Source organism: Flavobacterium crassostreae, assembly GCF_001831475.1.
In the GTDB taxonomy this organism is placed as follows: Bacteria; Bacteroidota; Bacteroidia; order Flavobacteriales; family Flavobacteriaceae; genus Flavobacterium; species Flavobacterium crassostreae.
In genome coordinates this window covers 435,424-458,382 of the sequence record NZ_CP017688.1, presented here as the reverse complement: position 1 = coordinate 458,382, position 22,959 = coordinate 435,424, and the positions used below count along the sequence as shown (strand labels likewise).

Below are 22,959 nucleotides of genomic sequence, written 5' to 3'. Positions count from 1 at the left end.
GAATTAATTAGCATTAGAACGGATAATTTATTCCAAAATTTAAAACACTGTTTGCAAAATTGTATTGGCGGAACCATTTTTTGCCGGTAGTATTAGCGGGGTCATAGGTCTTAAATCCAAAGTCAAACCGAACTACCAAGAAGGTTAAATCATAGCGCAGACCAAATCCAGAGCCTAATGCAATGTCTTTTAGGCTTTTGATGCCAGTGAATGTCGCTTTTTCATCCGTTACATTATCATAGATGTTCCAGATGTTTCCTGCATCGGCAAATAAAGCCCCTTTAAAATCGCCTAAGATCTTAAATCTAAATTCGGTGCTTAACGCAATTTTCATGTTGGCTTCATTAAAATCATTGACCGCTCCACTACTTCCAGGGCCTAAACTATACGGACGCCAAGCTCTATTGTCATTGGATCCGCCCGAAAAATAACTCCGAGAAAAAGGAATGTTGTCGGAGTTTCCAAATGGAATTGCGATGCCAAAAAAACTTCTAAAAGCTAGAACTTTTTCGTGATTTAGATCCCAGTGTTTGATGTAATCCAATTCGGTTTTGATATACTCGGAATATTCTAGATTAAATATTTCGTGGTTGCCATTGGCGTTTTTAGGGCTTTTGATGGTGCTAGCCAGTAGCGAGAGTATGGATCCAGCAGATTCAATTTTGGTTCTAAATTGATAAAAACTCCGGTCTTGCAGGTCTTTTTTGGTGGTTTTTGAAAAGGTAAAACTAGTGGCAAATATAAAATCATCCTCGGTCAAACGCATTCTTCGTTCTTCAATACTTTTTACAGCTTGAAAATCCGTAGCATTAAGATTCATGCTGTTGCCTCCATAGAGCGCTTCATTGGTAAATCCAGAGGTTCCTGATTGAATCAAAAGGTTTCGGTCTTGATCGTTATCAAAATAAAGAGGATTGGTATTGTAGGATTTTCCTATGGTATTCAAGGCACTATAAGAAGAGCGATACACATTAAAATAATTAGTAGGGTTTAGGTTTCTAACAAACTGAGCGTTGAATAGATCAAACCGAGCGGTAGTGTTCTTTTTTGGGGTCCAGTTGTAGGTTACTGCTCCAGTGAAGTTTTCTTTGTCTAGTCCAATATTGGTTTGCCTTGCGATACCTACAGCCATAAGTGTAGACGGAATCATGCTCTTTGGGATAATTCTTTCTGTTGAAAAAGGCAGAAAAACCCTCGGAATATTTAACTTTAAATCTGCTCCGTATTCCGAAACGTTAAAAAATTGGTTGTTCGGGTTGGCTAAATCTTTGGAAGATCCAATTGTACCACGACCAGAGAGTTCCAATGTTTCGGCACCATTAAAAACATTTCTAATGGTAATAGATGGACTAATAGAAACCCCTACTTCTTGAATATTGGAGTGGGTCACATCAAGAAAAGTAGCAAAACTGTATTTTTTTCTGGGCGTCAGATATATCTTTGCAATGAGTGAGGTTGCTGTGCTATCCTTGGGATCCATTTCGTATTGAATACTAGGGTAGTTAAATATTTTAAGATTGTTTAAATAACGGGTGGTCAGTACGGTTTTATAATCTGCAAAGGGAGTGCCCTTTGTAATAAAAATAGCATCCGTGATGGCATGGGGTTTGTATTTTAATTTTTGATGGCTATATAGATCAAAATTTTTGTAACGGGTACTATCGGTAATTTTTAGATTGGTTTTGTTTGCAGCATAATCCGTATAAATGGCTACTTTGCTTATTTGGTATAGTTTAAAGGGGGCCGTTTTGGACGAATCTTTATCCTGGTACGTATAATCATTAATAATTACATTTACATTAGCTTTATTGGCTTTGCTGATGGTATCAATGTCAAAGCTAATGTTGGTTGGCTGGAAATAATAGGCGCCGTTGTTCCTAAAATGAGTACTAATTCTGTTTTTTTCTTCCTCAAAATTAATGGTCAAGTATTGCTCTCCAGTCTTAATTAGCGTTTGTTTTTTTTGTACCTGATACAAAGAGTCCAAAGCAGGGGTTGTAATGCTGGTTTTTAAAGAATCAATGAAATATGGTTTTTGGGTGGCAATGTGGTAAGTTACTTTTGCTTTTTTATTTTTAATGGTGTCTACCGTATAGCTCGTTTTTACATCAAAAAAACCTTTGTTAAAATAATAATATTTTAAGCGCATCACCGATTTAGAAGTCTTCGCACTATCTAAAAGCACAGGAGGTTCTCCTACTTTTTTTAAAAAATCATGAATACCGTGGTATAAAAAAGACTTCCCGAGCCGATCTACTTGTTTTGCAGACAAAAATTTGGATTGGCGGGCATATCTTTTAGGATGTTTTTCAAACGTGGCCTGGTAGGTAGAATCGGGGTTTAGATTCGCTAAATTGTATAAATTTAATCGCAATGGATAGCCCAGAAGCAAGCTACTGTTGGGTTTTTGATACAATTGGTTATAAGCATTTTCTTCGTTGGTCAGAAGGTTGTTGACTGTAATATTGTTTTTTACCAAACGCATTTTGCCCTCAGGAACTCTTTTTTGCGTGTTACAAGCAGCGATTAGTATTCCTATTAGAATAAATAGTGATATTTTTGTTGAAATTTTTTTCAAGTGTCCTAAATATTTAATTCAAAAGTACATATTTTTATGGTTAGTAAAAACCAAATAAAACTCATAACAAGTTTACAACAAAAAAAGTATCGCATTGCACACAAAATGTTTTTTGCCGAAGGGGTAAAGGTAATTCAAGAATTGTTAAATTCTAACCTAGAATTAGAGCATTTGTACACCACAGAAAATGATTTTGATGCAGTAGCTGCCGCAAAAAAGACACTTGTTTATGAAAACGATCTTAAAAAAATAAGTGCCTTAACTACTCCAAATACTTGTTTGGCGGTTTTTAAAATACCTGCCGAAAAAGAAATGCTTACCTCCGGCCTTATTGTTGCCCTAGATTCGGTTAGAGATCCAGGCAACCTGGGCACCATATTACGACTTTGTGATTGGTATGGCGTAAAGCAATTGCTTTGCTCCCCAGAAACGGTAGATGTTTATAATTCTAAAGTAGTGCAGGCTACCATGGGGTCTATCAGTAGGGTGAATGTTAATTATGTAGATTTGAACCAATACCTTGCCCAAACCCAATTGCCAGTCTTTGGTGCCTTTATGGAGGGAGTTAATATTTACAAAACAAGCTTGCCTCCAGAAGCAATTATTGTGATGGGCAATGAAGCAAATGGGATTTCGAAAGCAATTCAAAAAACCATTAAAAATAAATTAACCATTCCGCGTTTTGGTTCTATCCAAAAAACAGAAAGTCTTAATGTAGCTACAGCTACGGCAATTGTACTGAGTGAATTTAGGAGAAATAACTAATTTTAATGAAAAGTAAAATTAATTAAAATAGCCCTGTTTTTTATCGATTCTATATTGCTAGTCCAAGGGCTGTTAGGATCTTTATCTCGTACTAGCTCGTCTCCAAGCCCAAAAACTCCTCGGATAGAAGGAGAAAAAATAAAATATTCCGAAAAAATATCGATACCAAGCCCAAGTTCATAATTAGTAGTCCAAGATTTTACTCTAAAATTTTGTTCTTTATTATCATCTTGTGCTTTCTGGTTACTAGATAAATTAAGTGTAGCCGATAAACCGCCCAAAACATAAGGACGAATGTTGCCAGCTCGTAATGACGAAAGTTTTACCAATAACGGAAAGTGAATATAAGTGCTGTTTACTTCTCTTAAAGCATCCACTTGGTTTTCAAAACCAGGATACCGCAGATCTCTTTTAGAATAATAAAGCCCTGGCTCAAAACGTAAATTAATGTATTGCTGCAACCTTAAATCGCCTACAATACCCACGTTAAAACCAGTTGTTTTTTTGGTTTCAATATCTGGCCCTGCTGTTTTGTAGTCAATTTTGTAATCAAAGCTATTAAAACCCAGAAAAAAACCAAAATAAACCCGCTGTTCCTGAAAGTTTTCTAAATTCACTATTGGGTCTTTGCCAAAAATGCCGTTTTGGAACTGTGCCTTTGTCTGGCATGCCCAAAAGAAAAAGAATAATAGAATGGTTTTTTTTAGAAATTGTATCATAGTTCTGTGCTGGTTATTTTTTTGAAGCCGAGTATATAGTAGCCACTCCAAAAGTTTGGGGCATAGCTACAACATCTATAAACCCAATTTTTGTCAAAATATTGTTCAGAGCCACACCATAAGGAAATGCAGCGGCAGATTCGGACAAATAACCATAGGCTACATTGTCTTTAGAGAATAATTTTCCGATTAGTGGGAGTATGTTTTTGCTATAAAAGGTATAGCCTTGTTTGTATGGCGTTTTGTCTGGAACCGAAGTTTCTAGAATTACAAATACTCCACCAGGTTTTAATACACGCAAAATTTCGGCAAGCCCTTTTTCTAAATTTTCAAAATTTCGGACACCAAATGCTACCGTAATGGCATCAAAATAACTGTCTTCAAACGGCATGTTTTCAGAATCTCCAAGAACCATTTCGATGGTTTTGGATAGGTTTTGTTGGGCTATTTTTTTTTCGCCAACGGCCAGCATTCCCGATGAAATATCTAGACCTATGATTTTTTCTGCATCAGTCTGCGCCATTAAAATGGCTAAATCACCTGTGCCTGTTGCAATATCCAGAATTTTTTTTGGGGCAGTATTAGCAACTAATTGCAATACTTTTTTGCGCCATTTTACATCAATACCAAACGAAATAACCCGGTTTAAATTGTCGTAATTTCCGGATATGGTATCAAACATCTTTGCAACTTGTTCTTTTTTGCCTAACGTAGAGTCTTTATATGGAGTGATTTTTTTGGACATTTTTTTTAGTTTTCACAAATATAATATTATATTCTATTTTATAGAGGTATCCGATTTTTTTAAAAGCTATAAATGGAGCTGTTTTGTTGTTTTTTTTGATATATTTAGAATATCACTAAAAGTGGGTATTGTGAGGGTGCTTTTTTATTACGAATTTTACAAAATAAAAATACAACATGTTTTTTCAATGATCAAAAAGGGATTAATAGCTCAAATCAAGTGGTTGTTTCTTGCGTTAACGATATCGCTTGTTCTTGTGTACTGTTTTGATGGAGCTGTCTTAAATGCCAGTAGCGTAACCCTAGCGCAAAATACGTTCTTAGGATTAAATTTGTTTTTGGAAATTTTAATTTTCTTTGTCTTTAGTACCTTCGTGGTATTTGGTATTAAAGGTTTTTTTGAGATGTATTCTCAAAAAATAGCAAATGTTATTACCTTCACTTCTGGAGTTTTTTTAACATTTGTAATTATTCTGTTATGTTATCAGATCTTGTTCCAAGAGTGAGTTGTTTTTTCCTGATCATTGTTTTTAAGTAAAAAAGCGCGCTTTAAGTTGCCTTATGCAAAAACACCTCAAAAAAGAAATCTTCTTTTTTGAGGTGTTTTTTTTTGATGGCTAAATTAGTTATTTTTTTAAATACGTTTCGTAGGTAAATGCAAAAGGATGGTTTGGATCTTTTGCGTGGTACTCTGAGTTGCTTAACAACCAATCTTCGGGATTTATTTCGGGCAAAAACGCATCTGCTTCAAAGGTGTGGTGCACTCTGGTGAGTTCAATCTTGTCACAATAAGACATCCCCAAGGCGTATATTTGTCCGCCTCCGATTAAAAAAAGTTCTTCGTTTTTTGGACAGATTGCTATGGCATCTTGTAGTGAAGATACTACAATGCAACCTTCTGGGTTATAATCTTTTTGTCTGGATATAACTACATGTGTTCTATTGGGTAGCGGTTTTGGGAAACTCTCAAAGGTTTTTCGGCCCATAATGATATGGTGGCCCGTAGTGAGAGCTTTGAACCGCTTGAAGTCATCTGGTAAATGCCATGGTAGGCTGTTGTTTTTTCCTAGTTCGTTATTTTCAGCTGCTGCTGCAATCATTGTTATCATTGCCTTGGTCTGTTTATTTTGTGGGCTCTTGTAGGTGGTTCTCTAGCTCGGTTAGTTTTTTTTGCTGTAAAGCAACCAATCGGTCAATTTGTTCTCTTTCCCAATTTTTATTCATAAAACGGTCGGTTATAAAAACTTTGATAAAGTGCAGTATAAACAAGAAAAACCAAATAGTAATTAGCCACATATGCAGGTTGGATCCAGCTGTAAAGTCCATTACTTTTGTGGCAACAAATAAAAAGATGCAAACCAAAAACAGAAGTACAAAATGATAATACAGCCCTTTTTTTTGTTTGATTCTTTTACGGGCGTATTCATATAATTCATGCTGTTCTCTTTCCATAGGTGTAATTTTTGACTATAAAGGTAAAATATAAATTGTAATCTCAAAATTGGGATTAGATATTGTTTTGCAGAAGTAGATTTATTTTTTTTTGAATGTAAAAACAAGTCCTGAGGTAGTGTTGTATTCGTAATAAATTAACCTGGAGGCAATTTATTGTGTAATTTGTTTCTAAATGTTTTTAAGGTGCTTAAATTGTAGTAAATTAGATATCTATATTAAAATGAGATAATTATGGCTTTAAAAAAGCGGTTTTTGAAATCCAAACCAATCTGTAAGGTTACTTTTGTTATTGCCGAAAATACGGGCATACAAGCAGCAGTTGTAGGAGATTTTAATGGTTGGGATGCCCAATTAGGTACGTTAAAAAAATTCAAAAACGGAAATTTCAAGGGGGTTTTTGATATATGTGTAGGCAAATCGTATGAGTTTCGGTATGTTGTGGATGGTGTTTATAGCAATGAGCCAGAAGCAGATTTTGACATCTGGAATGATCATGCCGCCGCCAAGAATAGTGTATTGGTGGTCTAAATCGAAACGTTGCCTTTAATGCCGTCATGGGGTTGGTACCCTTCGAGGGTAAAATCGGTATAGGTAAAATCAAAAATATTTTGAATCTCGGGATTTAAAACCATTTTGGGTAGTTTTTCGGGTGTTCGAGTTAGTTGTAATTCTAGTTGTGCCATGTGGTTGTTGTAAATGTGGGCATCGCCAAAGGTGTGGATAAATTCGCCACATTTCAGGTTGCATACCTGTGCAATCATCATGGTTAACAACGCATAAGAAGCAATGTTAAATGGAACTCCTAAAAAAATATCGGCACTTCGTTGGTATAATTGACAAGATAGTTTTCCGTTGGCTACATAAAATTGAAAAAAAGCATGACAAGGTGGTAATGCGGCTTTGTTATTGGCCACGTTCTCTTCAAATGATTTTGTGGTGTCTGGCAATACCGAAGGATTCCAAGCAGATACCAACATCCTGCGGCTATTGGGGTTTGTTTTGAGCTCTGTAATTAAATCCGAGATTTGATCGATCTCTTGGCTGTTCCAGTTGCGCCATTGGTGTCCGTATACGGGGCCCAAATCGCCGTTTGTGTCTGCCCAGGCATCCCATATTTTTACGCCATTTTCTTGCAAGTATTTAATATTGGTGTCGCCTTTTAAAAACCAAAGCAATTCATGAATAATAGATTTGAGATGTAGTTTTTTGGTGGTCACCATCGGGAAACCTTCTTCTAGATCAAAACGCATCTGGTGGCCAAATACGCTCTTGGTTCCGGTTCCGGTTCGGTCTCCTTTTTGAACGCCGTGGTCTAAAACGTGCTTAACTAAATCTAAATATTGCTTCATTTAAATAGTGGTTTGGAATAAGGGAATAGGGTAGGTTGTGGCAAAAACTAAAGCTCTCTTTTGGATATTTCGTCTCGTATTTGTGCTGCTTTCTCATAATCTTCTTGCCCTACGGCTTGAGATAAGAGTTCTTGGAGCTCCTCTAGGCTGTGTTTTAGATAGGTGCGTGCTGATGAGGTGTTTTGTTCTCCAGTATCAAAAGTTTCGGAGTTGGACAAAATGTCTTCTATCTCTTGTGAATCATTTTCAAGATCCTGTGGGTTTGCTTTTAAATAAATTCCGGCTTTGTCTAAAATGTTTTTGTACGTAAAAATTGGGGCATTAAAGCGCAGTGCCAGTGCAATAGCATCTGAGGTGCGTGCGTCTATGATTTCTTCAATTTTATCTCTCTCGCAAATAATGCTAGAATAAAATACGCCATCTACTAATTTATGTATGATTACTTGCTTGACAATAATATCAAACCGTTCTGCAAAATTTTTAAACAAATCATGAGTTAAGGGGCGTGGTGGCTTGATTTCTTTTTCTAAAGCGATGGCTATAGATTGTGCTTCAAAGGCACCGATAACTATTGGAAGTTTGCGTTCTCCGTCTACCTCATTTAAAATAAGGGCATAAGCTCCATTTTGGGTTTGACTGTAAGAAATTCCTTTTATGGACAATTTAACTAAGCTCATAATTGTGGTAATAAAAGCACTTAGGTGCTTAGATTTAAAATTTGGATAGAATAAAATGCGGTTTGTTTTTTTATAAAATGGTATAAAAAAAGCTGCCAAAAGCAAAGATACAATTATCTTTTTTGGCAGCTAATTTATTTTAAATAATTTAAAATTTAGGCATGTTGGGCTTTAAACGCTTTTAATTTTTCGATTAACTGCGGTACCACTTCAAAGGCATCTCCTACAATTCCGTAATCGGCCACTTTAAAAAACGGTGCTTCGGGATCGGTATTGATAACTACTTTTATTTTGGAAGAGTTGATTCCGGCAATGTGTTGGATTGCTCCAGAGATTCCAATGGCTATATATAGATTGGTAGCTACTGGTTTGCCGGTTTGCCCTACGTGTTCGCCGTGGGGTCTCCATCCTAAATCCGAAACTGGTTTGGAACAGGCTGTTGCTGCGCCAAGCACGGTGGCTAGTTCTTCAATCATTCCCCAGTTTTCGGGTCCTTTTAATCCTCGGCCTGCAGAGACTACAATGTCTGCATCGGCTATAGAAACTTTACCGCTTACTTTTTCTACGGATACTACTTTGATGCCAAAATCAGTGGCGTCTATTGTTGGGTTGAAATCTTCTTGCGTGGTGCTTGCTGGATTCTCAAAAACCCCATACGAGTTTTTGGCTAATCCGATTACTTTTACGGCAGTAGTAATTTCGGTTATTTGGAACGCTTTGTTTGAAAAAGCATTTCTTTTTACTTGGAATGGTGCGGTGCTTACCGGAAGTCCAACCACATTGGATGCGTAACCTGCCTCTAGGGCTACTGCTACTAAAGGAGATAAATACAGGCTGTCTGTAGTAGAAGATAGCACAACCACTGGAGCGTTTTCTTTTTCGGCTGCTTGTTGGATAACATCGGTATATGCTTTTGCGTTAAAGCTGCTTAGTTTGTCTTGGTTTACTTGTAGTACTTTGTCTACGCCGTATTTGGCTAGTTCCGAAGTGTCGCTGGCATTTATGGTTAATGCTGTTACGGTGGTGCCTAAGGTTTCGGCTATTTTTTTGGCGTAGGAGGCTAATTCAAAAGCTACTTTTTTGAGTTTTCCTTCGGCGGATTCTGCGTATATTAGTATGGACATAATGTTTTTGTTTAGAGTGAAGGTTTGGTATTGCAGTAAGTCAAACTAGTATGATTTTGGTGTTTGGACTAGTACTGTTTAATATTTAGTCGGTTTATAGTACTTTGGCTTCGTTGTGTAATAGGTTTATTAATTCGTCTAAATTATCTGCGGCAATCAATTTAACGGCAGATTTAGGAGCTGGTTTGTCAAAGCTTATTGCTTTGGTGGTAGTGGGTGTGTCTACGGCTTCTACTACGGTTAATGGTTTGGTTCTTGCGGTCATGATTCCTCTCATGTTAGGTATGCGGAGGTCTTTTTCTTCTACGAGTCCTTTTTGGCCTCCAATTATTAGTGGTAAGCTTGTGGTAACGGTTTCTTTACCGCCATCTATTTCTCTAACGGCCGTTACTGCTGTTGCTTCTATGGTTAGTTCGGTGCAGGAGTTTAAAAAATTGTAGCCAAGGATTCCGGCTAGCATTCCGGGTACCATACCGCCATTGTAGTCTAGGGATTCTTTGCCTGCTATAACTAAGTCATATTCGCCGGTTTGGATTACATGGGCTAGTTGTTTTGCAACAAAAAAACCATCGGTAGGGGTGGCGTTAACACGGATTGCTTGGTTTGCTCCTATGGCTAATGCTTTGCGCAGAGTAGGCTCTGTCTCTGGGCCTCCTACATTTACTACGGTTACTGTTGCGCCTTGTTTTTCTTGAAACCAGATGGCTCTGGTGAGTCCGAACTCGTCGTTTGGGTTGATTACATATTGTACGCCATTGGTGTCAAATTGCGAATTGCTTTCGACAAAATTAATCTTTGAGGTAGTATCCGGAACGTGGCTAATGCAAACTAATATCTTCATGGTGCTATGTTTTTAATTTTCGTGATTTCTTTATACAAATTTAAAGTAATTTATTGAATTATATACTATGCGTGCATAATATTAATACTCACTTACTTCTTTTTTAGCCCGGATAGTAGCGGCATCCTTGCTGTGGCTTCTTTGGCCACAGTAAGATATAGCGGATAGCCGGAGATAGCTTCGGATTATTTTAAAGTGTTTTATGCAAAAAAGTGATTTAAAATATTTATTTTTGCTTTTCGAAAAATACACATATACAATATAAATATGAGAACGATACAATTTAGAGAGGCCATTTGCGAAGCAATGAGTGAAGAAATGCGTCATGATGAGTCCGTTTATTTAATGGGTGAAGAAGTTGCCGAATACAATGGTGCTTATAAGGCATCTAAGGGTATGCTGGATGAATTTGGAGCAAAACGAGTGATTGATACTCCTATTGCTGAGTTGGGTTTTACTGGTATTGCCGTAGGATCTGCTATGCATGGTTGCCGTCCAATTGTAGAATATATGACGTTCAACTTTTGTTTGGTGGGTATTGATCAAATTATAAATAATGCAGCCAAAATGCGCCAAATGTCTGGTGGGCAGTTTAATGTGCCAATTGTGTTTAGAGGTCCAACGGCTTCGGCAGGGCAATTAGGTGCTACACATTCTCAGGCTTTGGAAAACTGGTTTGCAAATACTCCGGGTCTAAAGGTTGTGGTTCCCTCTACGGTATATGATGCTAAGGGGTTGTTGAAGGCTGCAATCCGAGATAATGATCCAGTGATTTTTATGGAATCGGAACAAATGTATGGTGATAAAGGAGAGGTTCCTGATGGCGAATATACCATTCCGTTAGGAGTAGCGGATATTAAACGAGAAGGAACGGATGTTACCATTGTTTCTTTTGGTAAAATTATTAAAGAAGCGCATATTGCTGCCGAAGAATTGGCTAAAGAAGGAATATCGTGCGAGATTGTGGATCTTAGAACGGTGCGCCCGCTAGATTATGAGACTATTTTGACATCGGTTAAAAAAACCAACCGTTTGGTGGTTCTTGAGGAGGCTTGGCCTTTTGCAAGTGTGGCTTCGGAGATTACGTATGTTGTTCAAGAACGCGCTTTTGATTTCTTGGATGCACCAATACAGCGTATTACTACTGCAGATACACCAGCGCCATATTCGCCAGTTTTGTTAAAAGAATGGTTGCCTAATGCCCAGGATGTGATCAAGGCAGTCAAAAAAGTAATGTATAAATAGTATCTTTGCTATTAGTACTACAAAAGCTTCCTCATGCGTTAGTATGATGAAGCTTTTTTTTTAAGTTATAAATTATGAAAAATAAGATACGCTTTAGTTGGTTGTTGCTGGTTGTAGTCCATGTGCTGTGGTCTCAAACCAAAGTAGGCGGTGTGGTGGTAGATAAAGACAACCTGCCTATTGCGTTTGCCAACGTGGCCTTTAAGGGATCTAGCGAAGGAATGGTAGCAAATGAAGAGGGAAGGTTTTATTTAGAATCGGATTCTAACTACAGTATTTTGACGGTCTCTTCGGTGGGATATAATGACCGAGAGCTAACGCTATTGCATGCCGTGAACTATAACTTGAAGGTTTCTCTCTCGGAGATACAAACCCTAAACGAGGTAGTTATTTTTACGGGTAAAACATCCAAAAAGAACAATCCTGCGCTTGATATTTTGAGAAAAATTTGGGAAAGAAAACGCAAAAATGGCTTGTATCAATTTGAGCAATACCAGATGGAAAAATACGAAAAAGTGGAGTTTGATATGAATACCATTGATAGTGCCTTCATGAAAAGCAAGGTTTTTAAAGGCATGGAATTTGTTTTTAAACACATAGATACCTCTAAGGTTACCGGAAAATCGTATTTGCCCATATTTATAAACGAAACCCTATCGGATGTTTATGGTAGCAACAAGTTAAAAAAAATAAAAGAAAAACTAAAAGCAAACAAAAACTCTGGTTTTAGTAACAACCAACAAATTTTATCCTTTGTAAAAGATCTTTATTCGGACTACGATATTTATAACAACCATTTGACTTTTTTTGACAAAAGTTTTACCAGTCCGTTGTCTAAAACCGGAATTGACGTTTATAATTACGTATTGAGAGATAGTGCTTACATAAACAATAAATGGTGTTATAATATTTTGTTTTACCCCCGAAGAAAAAACGAACTAACCTTTAAGGGCGATTTTTGGGTTAATGACACCACCTATGCCATCAAAAAAATTAATATGGCCGTTACTCGAAGTGCCAATATAAACTGGGTAAAAGAAATTTATATTGAGCAAGAATTTGAAGTACAAAATGATTCTGTGTTTTTGTTAACCCGAGATTACATGATGTCGGATTTTGCCTTAAACAAAAAAGACGAGTCCAAAGGCGTTTACGGAAAACGAACCACACTATATGACCACCATAAATTTAATATAGAAAAACCAGCAGCTTTTTATAAAGAAGAAGTCAATTATATAGATAACGCAGTTTATAACCGATCCGAAGCCTATTGGGAAGAAAACAGATTTGAAAACTTAAACAAAGACGAGCGCGGGGTTTACAAAATGTTGGATACCCTAAAAACCGTCACCAAATTCAAACAACTCTACAGCTTAGTTTCGATACTCGGGAGTGGTTACATTGAGTTTCCGCCTATAGACTATGGGCCTATATTTTCGAGTTTTGGATACAACGAAGTAGAAGGAATCCGTCTAAGAACCGGCGGAAGAACCTATTTTGGACCCAACGATAGCTGGCGTTTGCAAGGCTACACCGCCTATGGATTTCAAGACAATAAATTTAAATACGGCCTCTCGGGCAAATGGATGGTTGACAAAAAAAAGCGCATCATCCTCTCGGCTGGTAACCGTCGAGACGTAGAGCAAATAGGCGCCAGTTTGACTACAACCAACGATGTGTTGGGCAGGAGTTTTGCTTCCTCTGCCTTATTTACCACAGGCAGTAACGGCAAGCTCACCAACATCAACCTCACCAACGTAGGAGTAGCCATCGAACCCATCAAAAACATAACACTACAAACCGGCTTTTCTTACCGAACATTAGAATCTGCCTCCCCAAGCTTTAGCCTAGATTACTACACCAATGCCACAGCCACCACCACGGCAAGCAAAGTCAAACAATCCGAACTAAACCTACAAGTAGAGTACACCCCCAACCGAAAAACCATAGGCTATGGCGTAGAAAGAAAAAATGTAGACAGCCCCTTTAGCCACTTTTTTGTCAATTACAGCCACGGATTTCAAGGCCTATTACAGAGTGACTTTAGCTATGACAAACTACAACTATACTACAAACAACCTATAATAATCGGACCACTAGGCCGTAGCAACCTAATCCTAGAAGCCGGAAAAACCTTTGGTACCATTCCGCTGGGATTGCTAAGCGTAATACCCGGAAACCAAACCTATTTTACCATCGAAAACACCTTTAGCAACCTTAATTTTTACGAATTTGTCACCGACCAATACACCACCCTACAATGGGAACATAACTTTGGAGGCAGACTCTTCTCCCGCATTCCGTTTATGCGCAAACTCAACTGGAGAGAAATTATAGGCGCCAAAGGCGTTTATGGCTCCATCTCAGAGGCCAACCGCCGCATCAACGCCTCGGGCTTGAATTATGTAGCACCCCAAAACGGATACTGGGAGTACAGCGCCGGAGTAGGAAATATTTTCAAAGTATTCCGAATAGATTTTGCCTGGCGCGGCAGTTACCTAAACACCCCAGATACACAGCGATTTAGTATCAAAGGATCTTTTGGATTTTATTTTTAAGAGCCATTTCCAGCTGTCCACTATATCTCTGGTGGCGAACCCCGCCACCAGAGGATGCCGTTACCATCTGGGCTAAAAAAGCAAACCAAACAAAAAAACCAGCGTTCCACAAAACCTACAAAACAACAATGGTTTGGCATAAAAGCGTTTTAAAAGGGATAATTCTTGTGATAAAAAGGTTTTTAAACTACTTTTGCAACCGCATAAAAATAAAATAAGACCTTAAAAAAAATAAAATGACATCAGATAAAATAACCACTTTCGATGTGTTGATCGAAATCCCAAGAGGAAGCAGAAACAAATACGAGTACGATTTTGACCTAAAAAGAATGCGTTTTGACCGCATGTTATATTCTTCCATGATGTATCCAGCAGATTACGGTTTCATACCAGAAACCCTAGCCTTAGATGGAGATCCATTAGACGTATTGGTATTGTTTCATGAACCTACTTTTCCAGGATGCGTAGTTGAGGTAAAACCAATTGGTGTATTTAATATGGCAGACGATAAAGGGCCAGACGAAAAAGTAATTTGCGTACCGGTTTCGGACCCAATCTGGAATTCGTTAAATGACTTATCGGATATGAATCCGCATTTAATCAAAGAGATAGAACACTTTTTTCAAGTATATAAAGATCTAGAAAACAAAACCGTTGAAATAAGCGGCTGGGGAGATGTAAACCAAGCACACCACATAATCAAAGAATGTGCTGCCCGTTTTCAGGCGCTTGAAAACAAACCAGAAGGCTTGTTTAGTATAAAATAATCACAGCCCAGCGACTCTGGGCGTACTATTACCCAAAATAAGCACTATTCTGCCTCCAGGATAGTGCTTTTTTTATATATTTTTTGGAACAAAATAACTACACAATAGTCTTGTGAACTACCGTTTAGAACAAACCATTCAACTCCGCATCAATTTTGTTAAAAACGGCTCCTAAATCTTCTGGATTATCCACAAAATTCATTTTGTCTACATCAATAATCAATAATTTGCCACGGCTATAAGTATGGATCCAAGCTTCATAACGCTCGTTTAAACGGCTCAAATATTCTATAGAGATCGAATTTTCGTACTCCCGGCCTCTTTTGTGTATCTGACCTACCAAATTAGGAATAGAGCTTCTTAAATAAATTAATAAATCCGGCGCCTTAACCGTAGATTCCATCAATTCAAACAAAGAAGAATAGTTCTGGAAATCCCGATTGGTCATCAACCCCATAGCATGAAGGTTGGGAGCAAATATATGCGCATCTTCATAAATGGTTCGGTCCTGAATGATTTTTTTTCCGCTTTCTCGGATTTGCATCACTTGTCTAAAACGACTATTCAAAAAATATATCTGTAAATTAAAAGACCAACGCTCCATTTGATGGTAAAAATCATCCAAATAAGGATTGTCTACTACGTCTTCGTAATGGGGTTCCCATTTAAATTGTTTGGCCAATAAACGGGTTAAAGTGGTTTTTCCGGATCCTATATTTCCTGCTACTGCTATGTGCATTACGGTATTATGATTTTATAATTGCTAATTTCTTTGGTTGTAAAAATAGCTAAATTTTGGTCTTTGTAGTAAAAATTTTGGAATGATTTTTCAGGAATTTCAAATTCAAAGCTCTTTTGAGGATCCGTATCTACATAAAAAAACCGCCCTTTTTGGTAGTAAATATACTGCTGTTTGCTTAGTATCTGGATCTTCTCATAGTCGGGTATTTTGGCAAGAAGGCGTATGTTGCCAAATAAATCACAAGAGTAGGCAATCTGGTTTGGGTCAATCCAATAAAAATAATTAAAGTCCGATTGGGCGTGTTGTAACGGATCTACAAAAGGAGTGGCAATAAAACGACAGCTGTTTTTAAGGTAGTTATAAAGCACGATCTGTTGGCTCAAACTATCATAAATCCATAGTTGGTTTTGTGCTGCCATGCCAATATGCGTAGCTGCAATTGGAGTGCTGTTTTGGTTTAAATTGATTTTTTGGATCTCATTGAGTTGGTTATCCAACAATATAATGGTGGCAAAACTTTCGTAAAAGAGAGCTATTTTTAATGGGTTTTGTAGCGCAACTTGTGTTATTTTTCCCAAATAAATATTTTTGTACTCCAGAGTGGTTTGGTTGTTTTTTTTATAAAAAACATTGTTTTCAAGGGTGTAATAATATCCAAAAGAGTCGGAACCCAAAAAGGCATCTCCAGCAAATGCAATAGCGTCTGTTTTGAGCGCAATTGCCTCTGTGTTTTGACTCAAAACAGCCCAAAACCAAAGTGTAAATAGCATAAGGAATACTTTTTTCATGCTACTAAATTACAACAAAAGCAGCTACAATAGGGGTGTTTTAGAGGTTTTAATACCTCATGGGGTTGCTTTTTAATTAAAACCTACTATTTTTTATTTTTAAAAAATTATTTTTATAACAGAAAAAGGGTATTTTTACGGGTAAATTTCACAGAAAGTGAAGTCTAATTTAAAACTTAAATAATGAAAAAAATTGCTCTTTTATTAGCTGTATTTGCTTTTAATTTCGCTAATGCCCAAGCTCCTTTAGAAGAAGGAGGTATTCAGTTAAATGCTGGGGTTGGAACCTCAGGTTGGGGAACTCCAGTGTACTTAGGTCTGGATTATGGTATTGCAACCAACTTTACCCTTGGTGGAGAATTATCTTACCAATCGTACAACCAAAATATTGGTTTTGGTATGGGTTCTTCAGAATTAAAAAGTAGTATCTTAGGTATTCAAGCCAATGGAAACTACCATTTCAATGAATTGTTAAATATTCCTAGTGAATGGGATTTTTACGCTGGAGCAAATTTAAACTACTTTAGTTGGACTACTAAAATGAGCGGTAAAACTTATGATTATAATGATGCAGATAACTTTGGTATTGGTTTACAAGTTGGTGGTCGTTATTTCTTTAATGATAAGTTTGGAGTAAATGTTCAATTAGGAGGAGGTAATGTAGTAAGTGGCGCCAAAATTGGAGTTACGTACAAATTATAATTAGATATTTAATTAAAAAAGGGCTGTCTTATATTTTAGACAGCCCTTTTTTTGTGGTATTAATTTTCTTTTATTTTCAATAATGCTTTGATTTGGTAAGTATCAAGCAGTGTTTCGTTATTGCTATAGCGCATGGTGATGGATTGGTAATGCAATACCAATTCGTATTTTGGAGTTGTGATATGCTGTAGTATTTTGGAGTTATGATCTGCGGATTTAAATGCAGAGGTCTGATTTACAAAGTCTTTTATCTTGATAGGAACAACCTCATCATTAATTATTAGAGCAATGCCATAATCTGTTGTTGCCGTTTTAAACGAATACGACTTGAGGTTCTGTTGGATGCAATTGGTGCAGTCTAAGGCGTTATAATCGTCTATTGTAAAGGCAAAATCATAGCCATTGATGGCTGTAATTTCTTGGTTTTGGCTGTTGTAATAGTTGTAATAAAGTGTGGGTTTGGTATTGGTGTTGCTTCTGTAAGACCCTCTGTATACATGCCCGAGTGCTTCTACGATCTCATAATTGGTAGGGTTTTTGTCTTTTTGGACTAACTCTTTAATCTTGCCAGAGTACGGAATTAGCACTTCTGCACCGTAGTGCTCCGTAAGAAAAGCAACTACGCTACTTAAATCGTGTTCTTCTTTTATGGATAGGTTGGTTTTAGGGTTATTTATTACATAAGAAGCAAAACGGTTTAGTTGGCTTTTTTTGGATACAGAATTGGCGCTCTGTGGGCCTGTAATGGTTGCTAGTGCCATAATACATAGACTAACAGGGATGTATTTTATTTCTGGATTTTTTTTAAAGATAAAGTAAATCGTTACCATCGATAGCCATAATGCTAGCATTAAAACAAAGTATCTTTCGTGCGTAAAACCATATAGATTAATACGGTAAATAATGGCCCAAAATAGCAGCCCTAATAAAGGCACGAGTAAGTAGTAAAACCATTTGTAAAAAATTTTTACCCAAGCGTTTTCAAAATCTTTTGCTATGGGGTAAATCAATAATAAGGATAAGATACCAAAAATAGCAAAAACCAAAATTAAATTGGAGACCCAACCAATAGGCAACGAAAGTGTGGCAATTATTTTAAATTCATACGCCAGTAAAATAACAAAATAAATACTAATTAGTGGCATTAGCACGTATTGGGTGAATTTTTTTAGTCCAACCGGATAATTCCATTTTAGGGTAGTTGCGGCAGCTGTTGTATCTGGAACTCCAGCCAAGAAAAAAAGCGTGTTAAAAATTCCGGCAATTATACAAAACAAATAAAAATATATTTTATCGGCTAACTCGACTTCAAACAAAAGCTTTATAGCCAATAGGGCAAAGGACAATCCGGCATAAATAACCATGCTGTACAATGCTGCGGTTAGGATTCTAAGGAATAATTGTTTGTTAAATTCCCAAAAAATCTCTGTTTGGTATTTAGTGGAAATAAAGCCGGCAAAAGACACCAATAGGTGCAGCGCAAGACTCAATGCCAGAAACTGAAATAGCTCAAAAGATTTTATTGGTTCTGAAAAATTAAAAACAAACCACGCAATAGCTGCGCCAAATACCGTACTCAGGCCAAAACGATAAATGCTATGTTTTTGATTTTTTGTAAAATACAAACTCAGAGACAAAAACAATACTAGCCATAAAGAACAACATAGCAAAAATTGCATCAAAATGTGGTTTAGTTCTTTGTTTTGGTGGTTTGCTATGGCGTAGCAAGAGGCAATGGTTCCTAAAAGTGCTGTAAGGGTTTCTAGAGGAAATCGTAAAATAGTGTGGACTGTTGTACTGCTAATTTTTTGGAAAGAAAGAAATCGTGCCATAGTTTTTGTTTTTGCGAAGTAACAAAAAAAAACGACTACCTTTTGGGATAGTCGTTTGTATAATTTTGTTTGGGTTATTTTTGTTCTAAAAAGTAGCTAAGCACTGTTTTTTTTGTAATTATAATCCAAAAGCGGCTTTCACTTGATCTACATAGTCTACTTTTTCCCAAGTAAACAACTCTACTTCGATGGTTTTGGTAAGGCCGCCTGGTGCAGAAAACGTTTTGGTAACCGTTTCTGGCGTGCGTCCCATGTGGCCGTAAGCTGCAGTTTCGCTATAGATTGGATTTCTTAATTTTAGGCGCTGTTCAATAAAGTACGGACGCATATCAAAGATAGCTTCTACCTTTTTGGCAATCTCTCCATTGGTTAGATTTACCTTTGAGGTGCCGTAAGTATCGATGAATATTCCCATAGGTTTAGCAACACCAATGGCGTAAGAAACTTGGACTAAAATTTCGTCGGCTACACCGGCAGCAACTAAGTTTTTAGCAATATGACGTGTAGCATAAGCAGCGCTACGGTCTACCTTACTTGGGTCTTTGCCAGAAAAAGCACCACCACCATGAGCGCCTTTACCACCGTAGGTGTCTACAATTATTTTTCTTCCGGTTAGACCTGTGTCTCCATGAGGACCACCAATAACAAATTTTCCCGTAGGGTTAATATGGTATTGAATTTTGTCATTAAATAAATGGGCGCTAGTTGGGTTTTTGGCAATGATTCTTGGTATCAAAATTTCAATGATGTCTTTCTTGATCTTAGCGAGCATGGCAGCCTCTTGGTCAAAATCATCGTGTTGTGTTGAGATAACAATGCTATCAATACGGGTAGGTTTGTTATCGTCACTATATTCAAGGGTTACTTGAGATTTAGCATCTGGACGCAAATACGTAATGTCTTTATTCTCACGTCTCAATAAGGCTAATTCTTGCAATAATTTATGAGATAAATCCAGTGCCAAAGGCATGTAGTTTGCGGTTTCATTTGTAGCGTAACCAAACATCATTCCTTGATCACCGGCGCCTTGCTCTTCTGGGCTAGAACGGTCCACACCTTGGTTAATGTCAGCGGATTGCTCGTGTATTGCCGATAGAATACCACAAGAATTGGACTCAAACATGTATTCGCTTTTGGTGTAACCGATTTTTCGGATTACCTCGCGAGCAATTTGCTGTACGTCTAAATAGGTGTTGGATTTTACTTCGCCAGCTAAGATCACCTGACCTGTAGTTACTAAGGTTTCGCAAGCTACTTTAGAATTAGCATCAAAGGCTAAAAAGTTATCAATTAATGCATCTGAAATTTGATCTGCAATTTTGTCTGGATGTCCTTCGCTCACAGATTCTGACGTAAATAAATAGGCCATAATAAATAGTATTTTTAAATTAAGCGAGAAAAAGGAGTTGCAACGGCATAATGCTAAAGGAGAGTTTCTGCTTTAGCATTTTTTTCTACTGAAATCTTCAGTATCCATAATGAAGTTATTTCATTATGAAGAGGTTGCAATCAGTTCAAATTTTTCCTCTTATATAGTTTGCAAAGGTATGAAACCATTTTGAATTGCAAATCAAACACGACTTTTTTTTGAAATTAAATGCAGTTTTTTAGAGTTGGGTTCTGGGTTAGATTCAAGCAACAAAAACACTTATTTTTGTTAATTAAGTATTAGAGATTTGGTAGTTATACAATTATTTTGCAAATTTGGGTTATAAAAATATCCAATGAGCTTAATTAAGAACATAATGTGTACCCAATTTAAGGAGTTTTCCTGGGAATGCGCTATTGTTTAAATCAACATACAAACAAGATTTTATAGAGCCTCCCACAACATTGGGAGGCTTTTTATTTTTAAATGCATACTAACCCTAAAAATAACACACTAATGCGTACTACTAAATTTGAAACTAAAGCATTGCACGCCGGGCATGATGTAACCAAACATGGTGGCACTAGAGCCGTTCCTATTTACCAAACGTCATCCTACGTTTTTAATGATTCCGATCATGCCGCTAATTTGTTTAATTTGTCCGAGGCGGGATATATCTACACCAGGCTTAATAATCCAACTAACGATGTCTTGGAGCAACGATTAGCCGCTCTAGAAGGCGGAATAGGTGCCGTGGTTACTGCCTCAGGAACTGCTGCTATCGTAACTGCACTGCTGGTTTTGTTAAAAACTGGCGATCACATTGTAGCATCCAGTAGTTTGTACGGCGGTACTTTTAATCTCTTGCAGACCACTCTGCCTAGATTGGGTATAACCACTACTTTTGTAGATCCTTCGGATGCCAAAAATTTTGCCAATGCGGTAACAGACAATACCAAAGTGTTTTTTGTAGAAAGTCTAGGCAACCCTAAATTAGATGTTTTGGATCTAGAGGCTATTTCTAAAGAAGCAAAAGCATTGCAATTGCCATTGATTGTAGACAACACCGTAGCATCGCCCTATTTGCTGAATCCTATAGCGTATGGAGCCAATATTGTGATCCATTCTTTAACCAAGTATATTTCCGGTAACGGAACTTCCTTAGGAGGTGTTATTGTAGATGCAGGAACTTTTGACTGGAGTAGTGGGCGTTTTCCGGAGTTTACAACACCAAATGAAGGCTATCATGGCTTGGTTTATCATGAGGTATTGGGTGCGGCAGCTTTTATTGCTCGGGTTAGAACAGAAGGGTTACGGGATTATGGTGCTGCTTTGAGTCCGTTTAATGCTTTTCAGATAATACAAGGTTTAGAGACCTTATCCATTAGAGTAAAAAAACACAGTGAAAACGCTCTGGAACTGGCAAAATGGTTGGAGCAGCAAGAACAAGTGGCTTGGGTAAATTATCCCGGGTTGCCATCGAGTGATTATTTTGAATTGGCACAAAAATACCTACCTAAAGGACAAAACGGCTTAGTAACCTTTGGTCTGAAAGGTGGTTTTGAAGCAGCCAAAAAAATTGCAGATCATACCGTCTTGTTTTCGCTCTTAGCCAATATTGGGGATACCAAATCGTTGATTATTCATCCCGCAAGTACCACCCACCAACAACTATCTGAGGAGCAACAATTGTCTTCGGGCGTATCTAGAGACTTAATTAGATTGTCGGTAGGCTTAGAAGATATTGAAGATTTAAAAGAAGATTTAAAAAAATGCTTAGATAGGTTGTAAAACACCTAAGAAGTAAAGCTGAAAAATCGCTTTTTTTAAGTCCATTTTAAGCCAAAAGTTATAGTATTATAATCTCGATTTATAACATTTTACTATTTAGGTAAAATAACGTTAAAACATTGTAAATCATTAGGAAAACAGTCAAAAATGATGCAAATTTGTACCAACAAAAAAACAAAAATGAATTTAAATTTTCTTTTAAATTTTAAAATAATTTCAAAGTCTTTTTTAGGCACTTGATTGCATTATGCTATATCCGTAATACACCAAGAGCCTCCCTTAATCGGAAGGCTTTTTGTTTTAAAATAATTGGGTAAAAATATAAAATCAACGCTTTTTTTGAGACAGCAAAAACAAATACAAAAACCTTTAAAATTACACCACATGAGAGCCATTGAAAGAATTACTAGAGCAGTACGTTTTTTAAAAAAACTAAAAAGTCCCAAAAACCTAATTACAAGCAGTGTAGAAGATTTGGTTCATCCAAGATTTGGCATGAATCCTTCGGATTTAAAGCAGCTGCATAAAGTCCCAAATTCGTTGCAGTTTTTGATGTACTCCAAAGAAAACGACACCCTTTTTATCTAATTGTCAGTGCAGTATGCTCCTGGTGATAGACACGCAAGAAAGTTTTGAATTGTTATATTCGATCTTTTCTTGCGTTTTTTTGTTACATAATTTTTAAAAAGCAAATACACCCTCAGAATGTTTGTTTGTTTAAAATAATAATAGTTAATTTGCAGTATTAAGTTCATAAACGTATTGAAATGTTATAAAGAAAGGACGAGGGAATAGACCCGTTGAAGCCTTAGCAACCCTTGGATTAATGGTATTTATTTATTCATGAAGGTGCTACATTCTACCATAATTTAAATGGGAAGATAACAATAAAATTTTTTCTAGTTTTAACTAG

At 37.0% G+C, this 22,959-nt stretch carries 21 protein-coding genes and 1 riboswitch; of the genes, 8 read left to right on the top strand and 13 right to left on the bottom strand.

Annotated features, from left to right (window positions below; translation table 11 throughout):
• Nucleotides 1-13 precede the first annotated feature (13 nt).
• A complete protein-coding gene (gene tamL / locus LB076_RS02055; RefSeq protein ID WP_066335343.1) occupies nt 14-2,578 on the bottom strand; it encodes a translocation and assembly module lipoprotein TamL in 2,565 nt (854 codons plus the stop codon).
• Nucleotides 2,579-2,614: 36 nt separating this feature from the next.
• Here tamL and LB076_RS02050 point away from each other — a divergent pair, with 36 nt between their 5' ends.
• Nucleotides 2,615-3,343, top strand: coding sequence for a TrmH family RNA methyltransferase (locus LB076_RS02050; protein WP_066335342.1), 729 nt, complete (start codon nt 2,615-2,617; stop codon nt 3,341-3,343).
• 2 nt (nt 3,344-3,345) lie between these two features.
• Here LB076_RS02050 and porT read toward each other — a convergent pair whose 3' ends face one another.
• The 4 genes from porT to LB076_RS02025 form a co-directional block, all read right to left on the bottom strand.
• Nucleotides 3,346-4,062 carry a type IX secretion/gliding motility protein PorT/SprT gene (gene porT / locus LB076_RS02045; RefSeq protein WP_176699282.1) on the bottom strand — a complete coding sequence of 239 codons (717 nt, stop codon included), beginning with the start codon at nt 4,060-4,062 and terminating at the stop codon, nt 3,346-3,348.
• 13 nt (nt 4,063-4,075) lie between these two features.
• Nucleotides 4,076-4,807 (bottom strand): bifunctional demethylmenaquinone methyltransferase/2-methoxy-6-polyprenyl-1,4-benzoquinol methylase UbiE, encoded by a 732-nt coding sequence (gene ubiE / locus LB076_RS02040; RefSeq protein WP_066335338.1) that lies wholly within the window; start codon nt 4,805-4,807, stop codon nt 4,076-4,078.
• A 625-nt stretch (nt 4,808-5,432) separates the two neighbouring features.
• Nucleotides 5,433-5,915, bottom strand: a complete 483-nt coding sequence (locus LB076_RS02030) for a dihydrofolate reductase (protein WP_066335335.1) — start codon at nt 5,913-5,915, stop codon at nt 5,433-5,435.
• Nucleotides 5,916-5,928: 13 nt separating this feature from the next.
• Nucleotides 5,929-6,258, bottom strand: coding sequence for a 2TM domain-containing protein (locus LB076_RS02025; RefSeq protein ID WP_066335330.1), 330 nt, complete (start codon nt 6,256-6,258; stop codon nt 5,929-5,931).
• Nucleotides 6,259-6,492: 234 nt separating this feature from the next.
• Here LB076_RS02025 and LB076_RS02020 point away from each other — a divergent pair, with 234 nt between their 5' ends.
• Entirely contained in the window at nt 6,493-6,789 is a 297-nt protein-coding gene (locus tag LB076_RS02020) for an isoamylase early set domain-containing protein (RefSeq protein WP_066335324.1), read from the top strand.
• Here the strand turns inward: LB076_RS02020 and LB076_RS02015 are convergent.
• The 4 genes from LB076_RS02015 to LB076_RS02000 all read right to left on the bottom strand — a co-directional run bounded on the left by LB076_RS02015 (nt 6,786) and on the right by LB076_RS02000 (nt 10,252).
• A complete protein-coding gene (locus tag LB076_RS02015) occupies nt 6,786-7,610 on the bottom strand; it encodes a thymidylate synthase (protein ID WP_066335322.1) in 825 nt (274 codons plus the stop codon). The two genes, LB076_RS02020 and LB076_RS02015, sit on opposite strands and share 4 nt — an antisense overlap.
• Nucleotides 7,611-7,657: 47 nt before the next feature.
• Nucleotides 7,658-8,287 (bottom strand): bifunctional nuclease family protein, encoded by a 630-nt coding sequence (locus tag LB076_RS02010; RefSeq protein WP_066335478.1) that lies wholly within the window; start codon nt 8,285-8,287, stop codon nt 7,658-7,660.
• A gap of 155 nt (nt 8,288-8,442) precedes the next feature.
• Entirely contained in the window at nt 8,443-9,411 is a 969-nt protein-coding gene (locus LB076_RS02005; protein WP_066335320.1) for an electron transfer flavoprotein subunit alpha/FixB family protein, read from the bottom strand.
• Between the two features lie 94 nt (nt 9,412-9,505).
• Nucleotides 9,506-10,252, bottom strand: coding sequence for an electron transfer flavoprotein subunit beta/FixA family protein (locus tag LB076_RS02000; RefSeq protein WP_066335316.1), 747 nt, complete (start codon nt 10,250-10,252; stop codon nt 9,506-9,508).
• A 267-nt stretch (nt 10,253-10,519) separates the two neighbouring features.
• On the opposite strand from LB076_RS02000, the gene LB076_RS01995 reads away from it, so the two are divergent.
• From LB076_RS01995 to LB076_RS01985, 3 genes are all read left to right on the top strand, one after another.
• Nucleotides 10,520-11,497 (top strand): pyruvate dehydrogenase complex E1 component subunit beta, encoded by a 978-nt coding sequence (locus LB076_RS01995; protein ID WP_066335313.1) that lies wholly within the window; start codon nt 10,520-10,522, stop codon nt 11,495-11,497.
• Between the two features lie 74 nt (nt 11,498-11,571).
• Entirely contained in the window at nt 11,572-14,055 is a 2,484-nt protein-coding gene (locus LB076_RS01990) for a DUF5686 family protein (protein WP_066335311.1), read from the top strand.
• A gap of 236 nt (nt 14,056-14,291) precedes the next feature.
• Nucleotides 14,292-14,822 (top strand): inorganic diphosphatase, encoded by a 531-nt coding sequence (locus LB076_RS01985; RefSeq protein WP_066335308.1) that lies wholly within the window; start codon nt 14,292-14,294, stop codon nt 14,820-14,822.
• 124 nt (nt 14,823-14,946) lie between these two features.
• Here LB076_RS01985 and LB076_RS01980 read toward each other — a convergent pair whose 3' ends face one another.
• Both LB076_RS01980 and LB076_RS01975 read right to left on the bottom strand, forming a co-directional pair.
• Nucleotides 14,947-15,561: a deoxynucleoside kinase gene (locus tag LB076_RS01980; RefSeq protein ID WP_066335306.1), complete on the bottom strand. Its 615-nt coding sequence runs from the start codon at nt 15,559-15,561 to the stop codon at nt 14,947-14,949.
• Entirely contained in the window at nt 15,561-16,334 is a 774-nt protein-coding gene (locus tag LB076_RS01975; RefSeq protein WP_232505669.1) for a hypothetical protein, read from the bottom strand. Before LB076_RS01975 ends, LB076_RS01980 begins: the two co-directional genes overlap by 1 nt.
• Before the next feature lie 201 nt (nt 16,335-16,535).
• Between LB076_RS01975 and LB076_RS01970 the strand changes: the two genes are divergently transcribed.
• Nucleotides 16,536-17,054, top strand: coding sequence for an outer membrane beta-barrel protein (locus tag LB076_RS01970; RefSeq protein ID WP_066335304.1), 519 nt, complete (start codon nt 16,536-16,538; stop codon nt 17,052-17,054).
• Between the two features lie 59 nt (nt 17,055-17,113).
• On the opposite strand, the gene LB076_RS01965 is transcribed toward LB076_RS01970, so the two are convergent.
• A complete protein-coding gene (locus LB076_RS01965) occupies nt 17,114-18,886 on the bottom strand; it encodes a DUF4153 domain-containing protein (protein ID WP_066335299.1) in 1,773 nt (590 codons plus the stop codon).
• Nucleotides 18,887-19,004: 118 nt separating this feature from the next.
• Nucleotides 19,005-20,255: a methionine adenosyltransferase gene (gene metK, locus LB076_RS01960; protein ID WP_066335296.1), complete on the bottom strand. Its 1,251-nt coding sequence runs from the start codon at nt 20,253-20,255 to the stop codon at nt 19,005-19,007.
• Nucleotides 20,256-20,771: 516 nt separating this feature from the next.
• Between metK and LB076_RS01955 the strand changes: the two genes are divergently transcribed.
• Together LB076_RS01955 and LB076_RS01950 are read left to right on the top strand one after the other, a co-directional pair.
• Nucleotides 20,772-22,046: an O-acetylhomoserine aminocarboxypropyltransferase/cysteine synthase family protein gene (locus tag LB076_RS01955; RefSeq protein WP_066335295.1), complete on the top strand. Its 1,275-nt coding sequence runs from the start codon at nt 20,772-20,774 to the stop codon at nt 22,044-22,046.
• Between the two features lie 339 nt (nt 22,047-22,385).
• Entirely contained in the window at nt 22,386-22,634 is a 249-nt protein-coding gene (locus LB076_RS01950; protein WP_176699281.1) for a hypothetical protein, read from the top strand.
• Between the two features lie 179 nt (nt 22,635-22,813).
• Nucleotides 22,814-22,934: riboswitch (SAM riboswitch) on the top strand.
• Nucleotides 22,935-22,959: the final 25 nt, after the last annotated feature.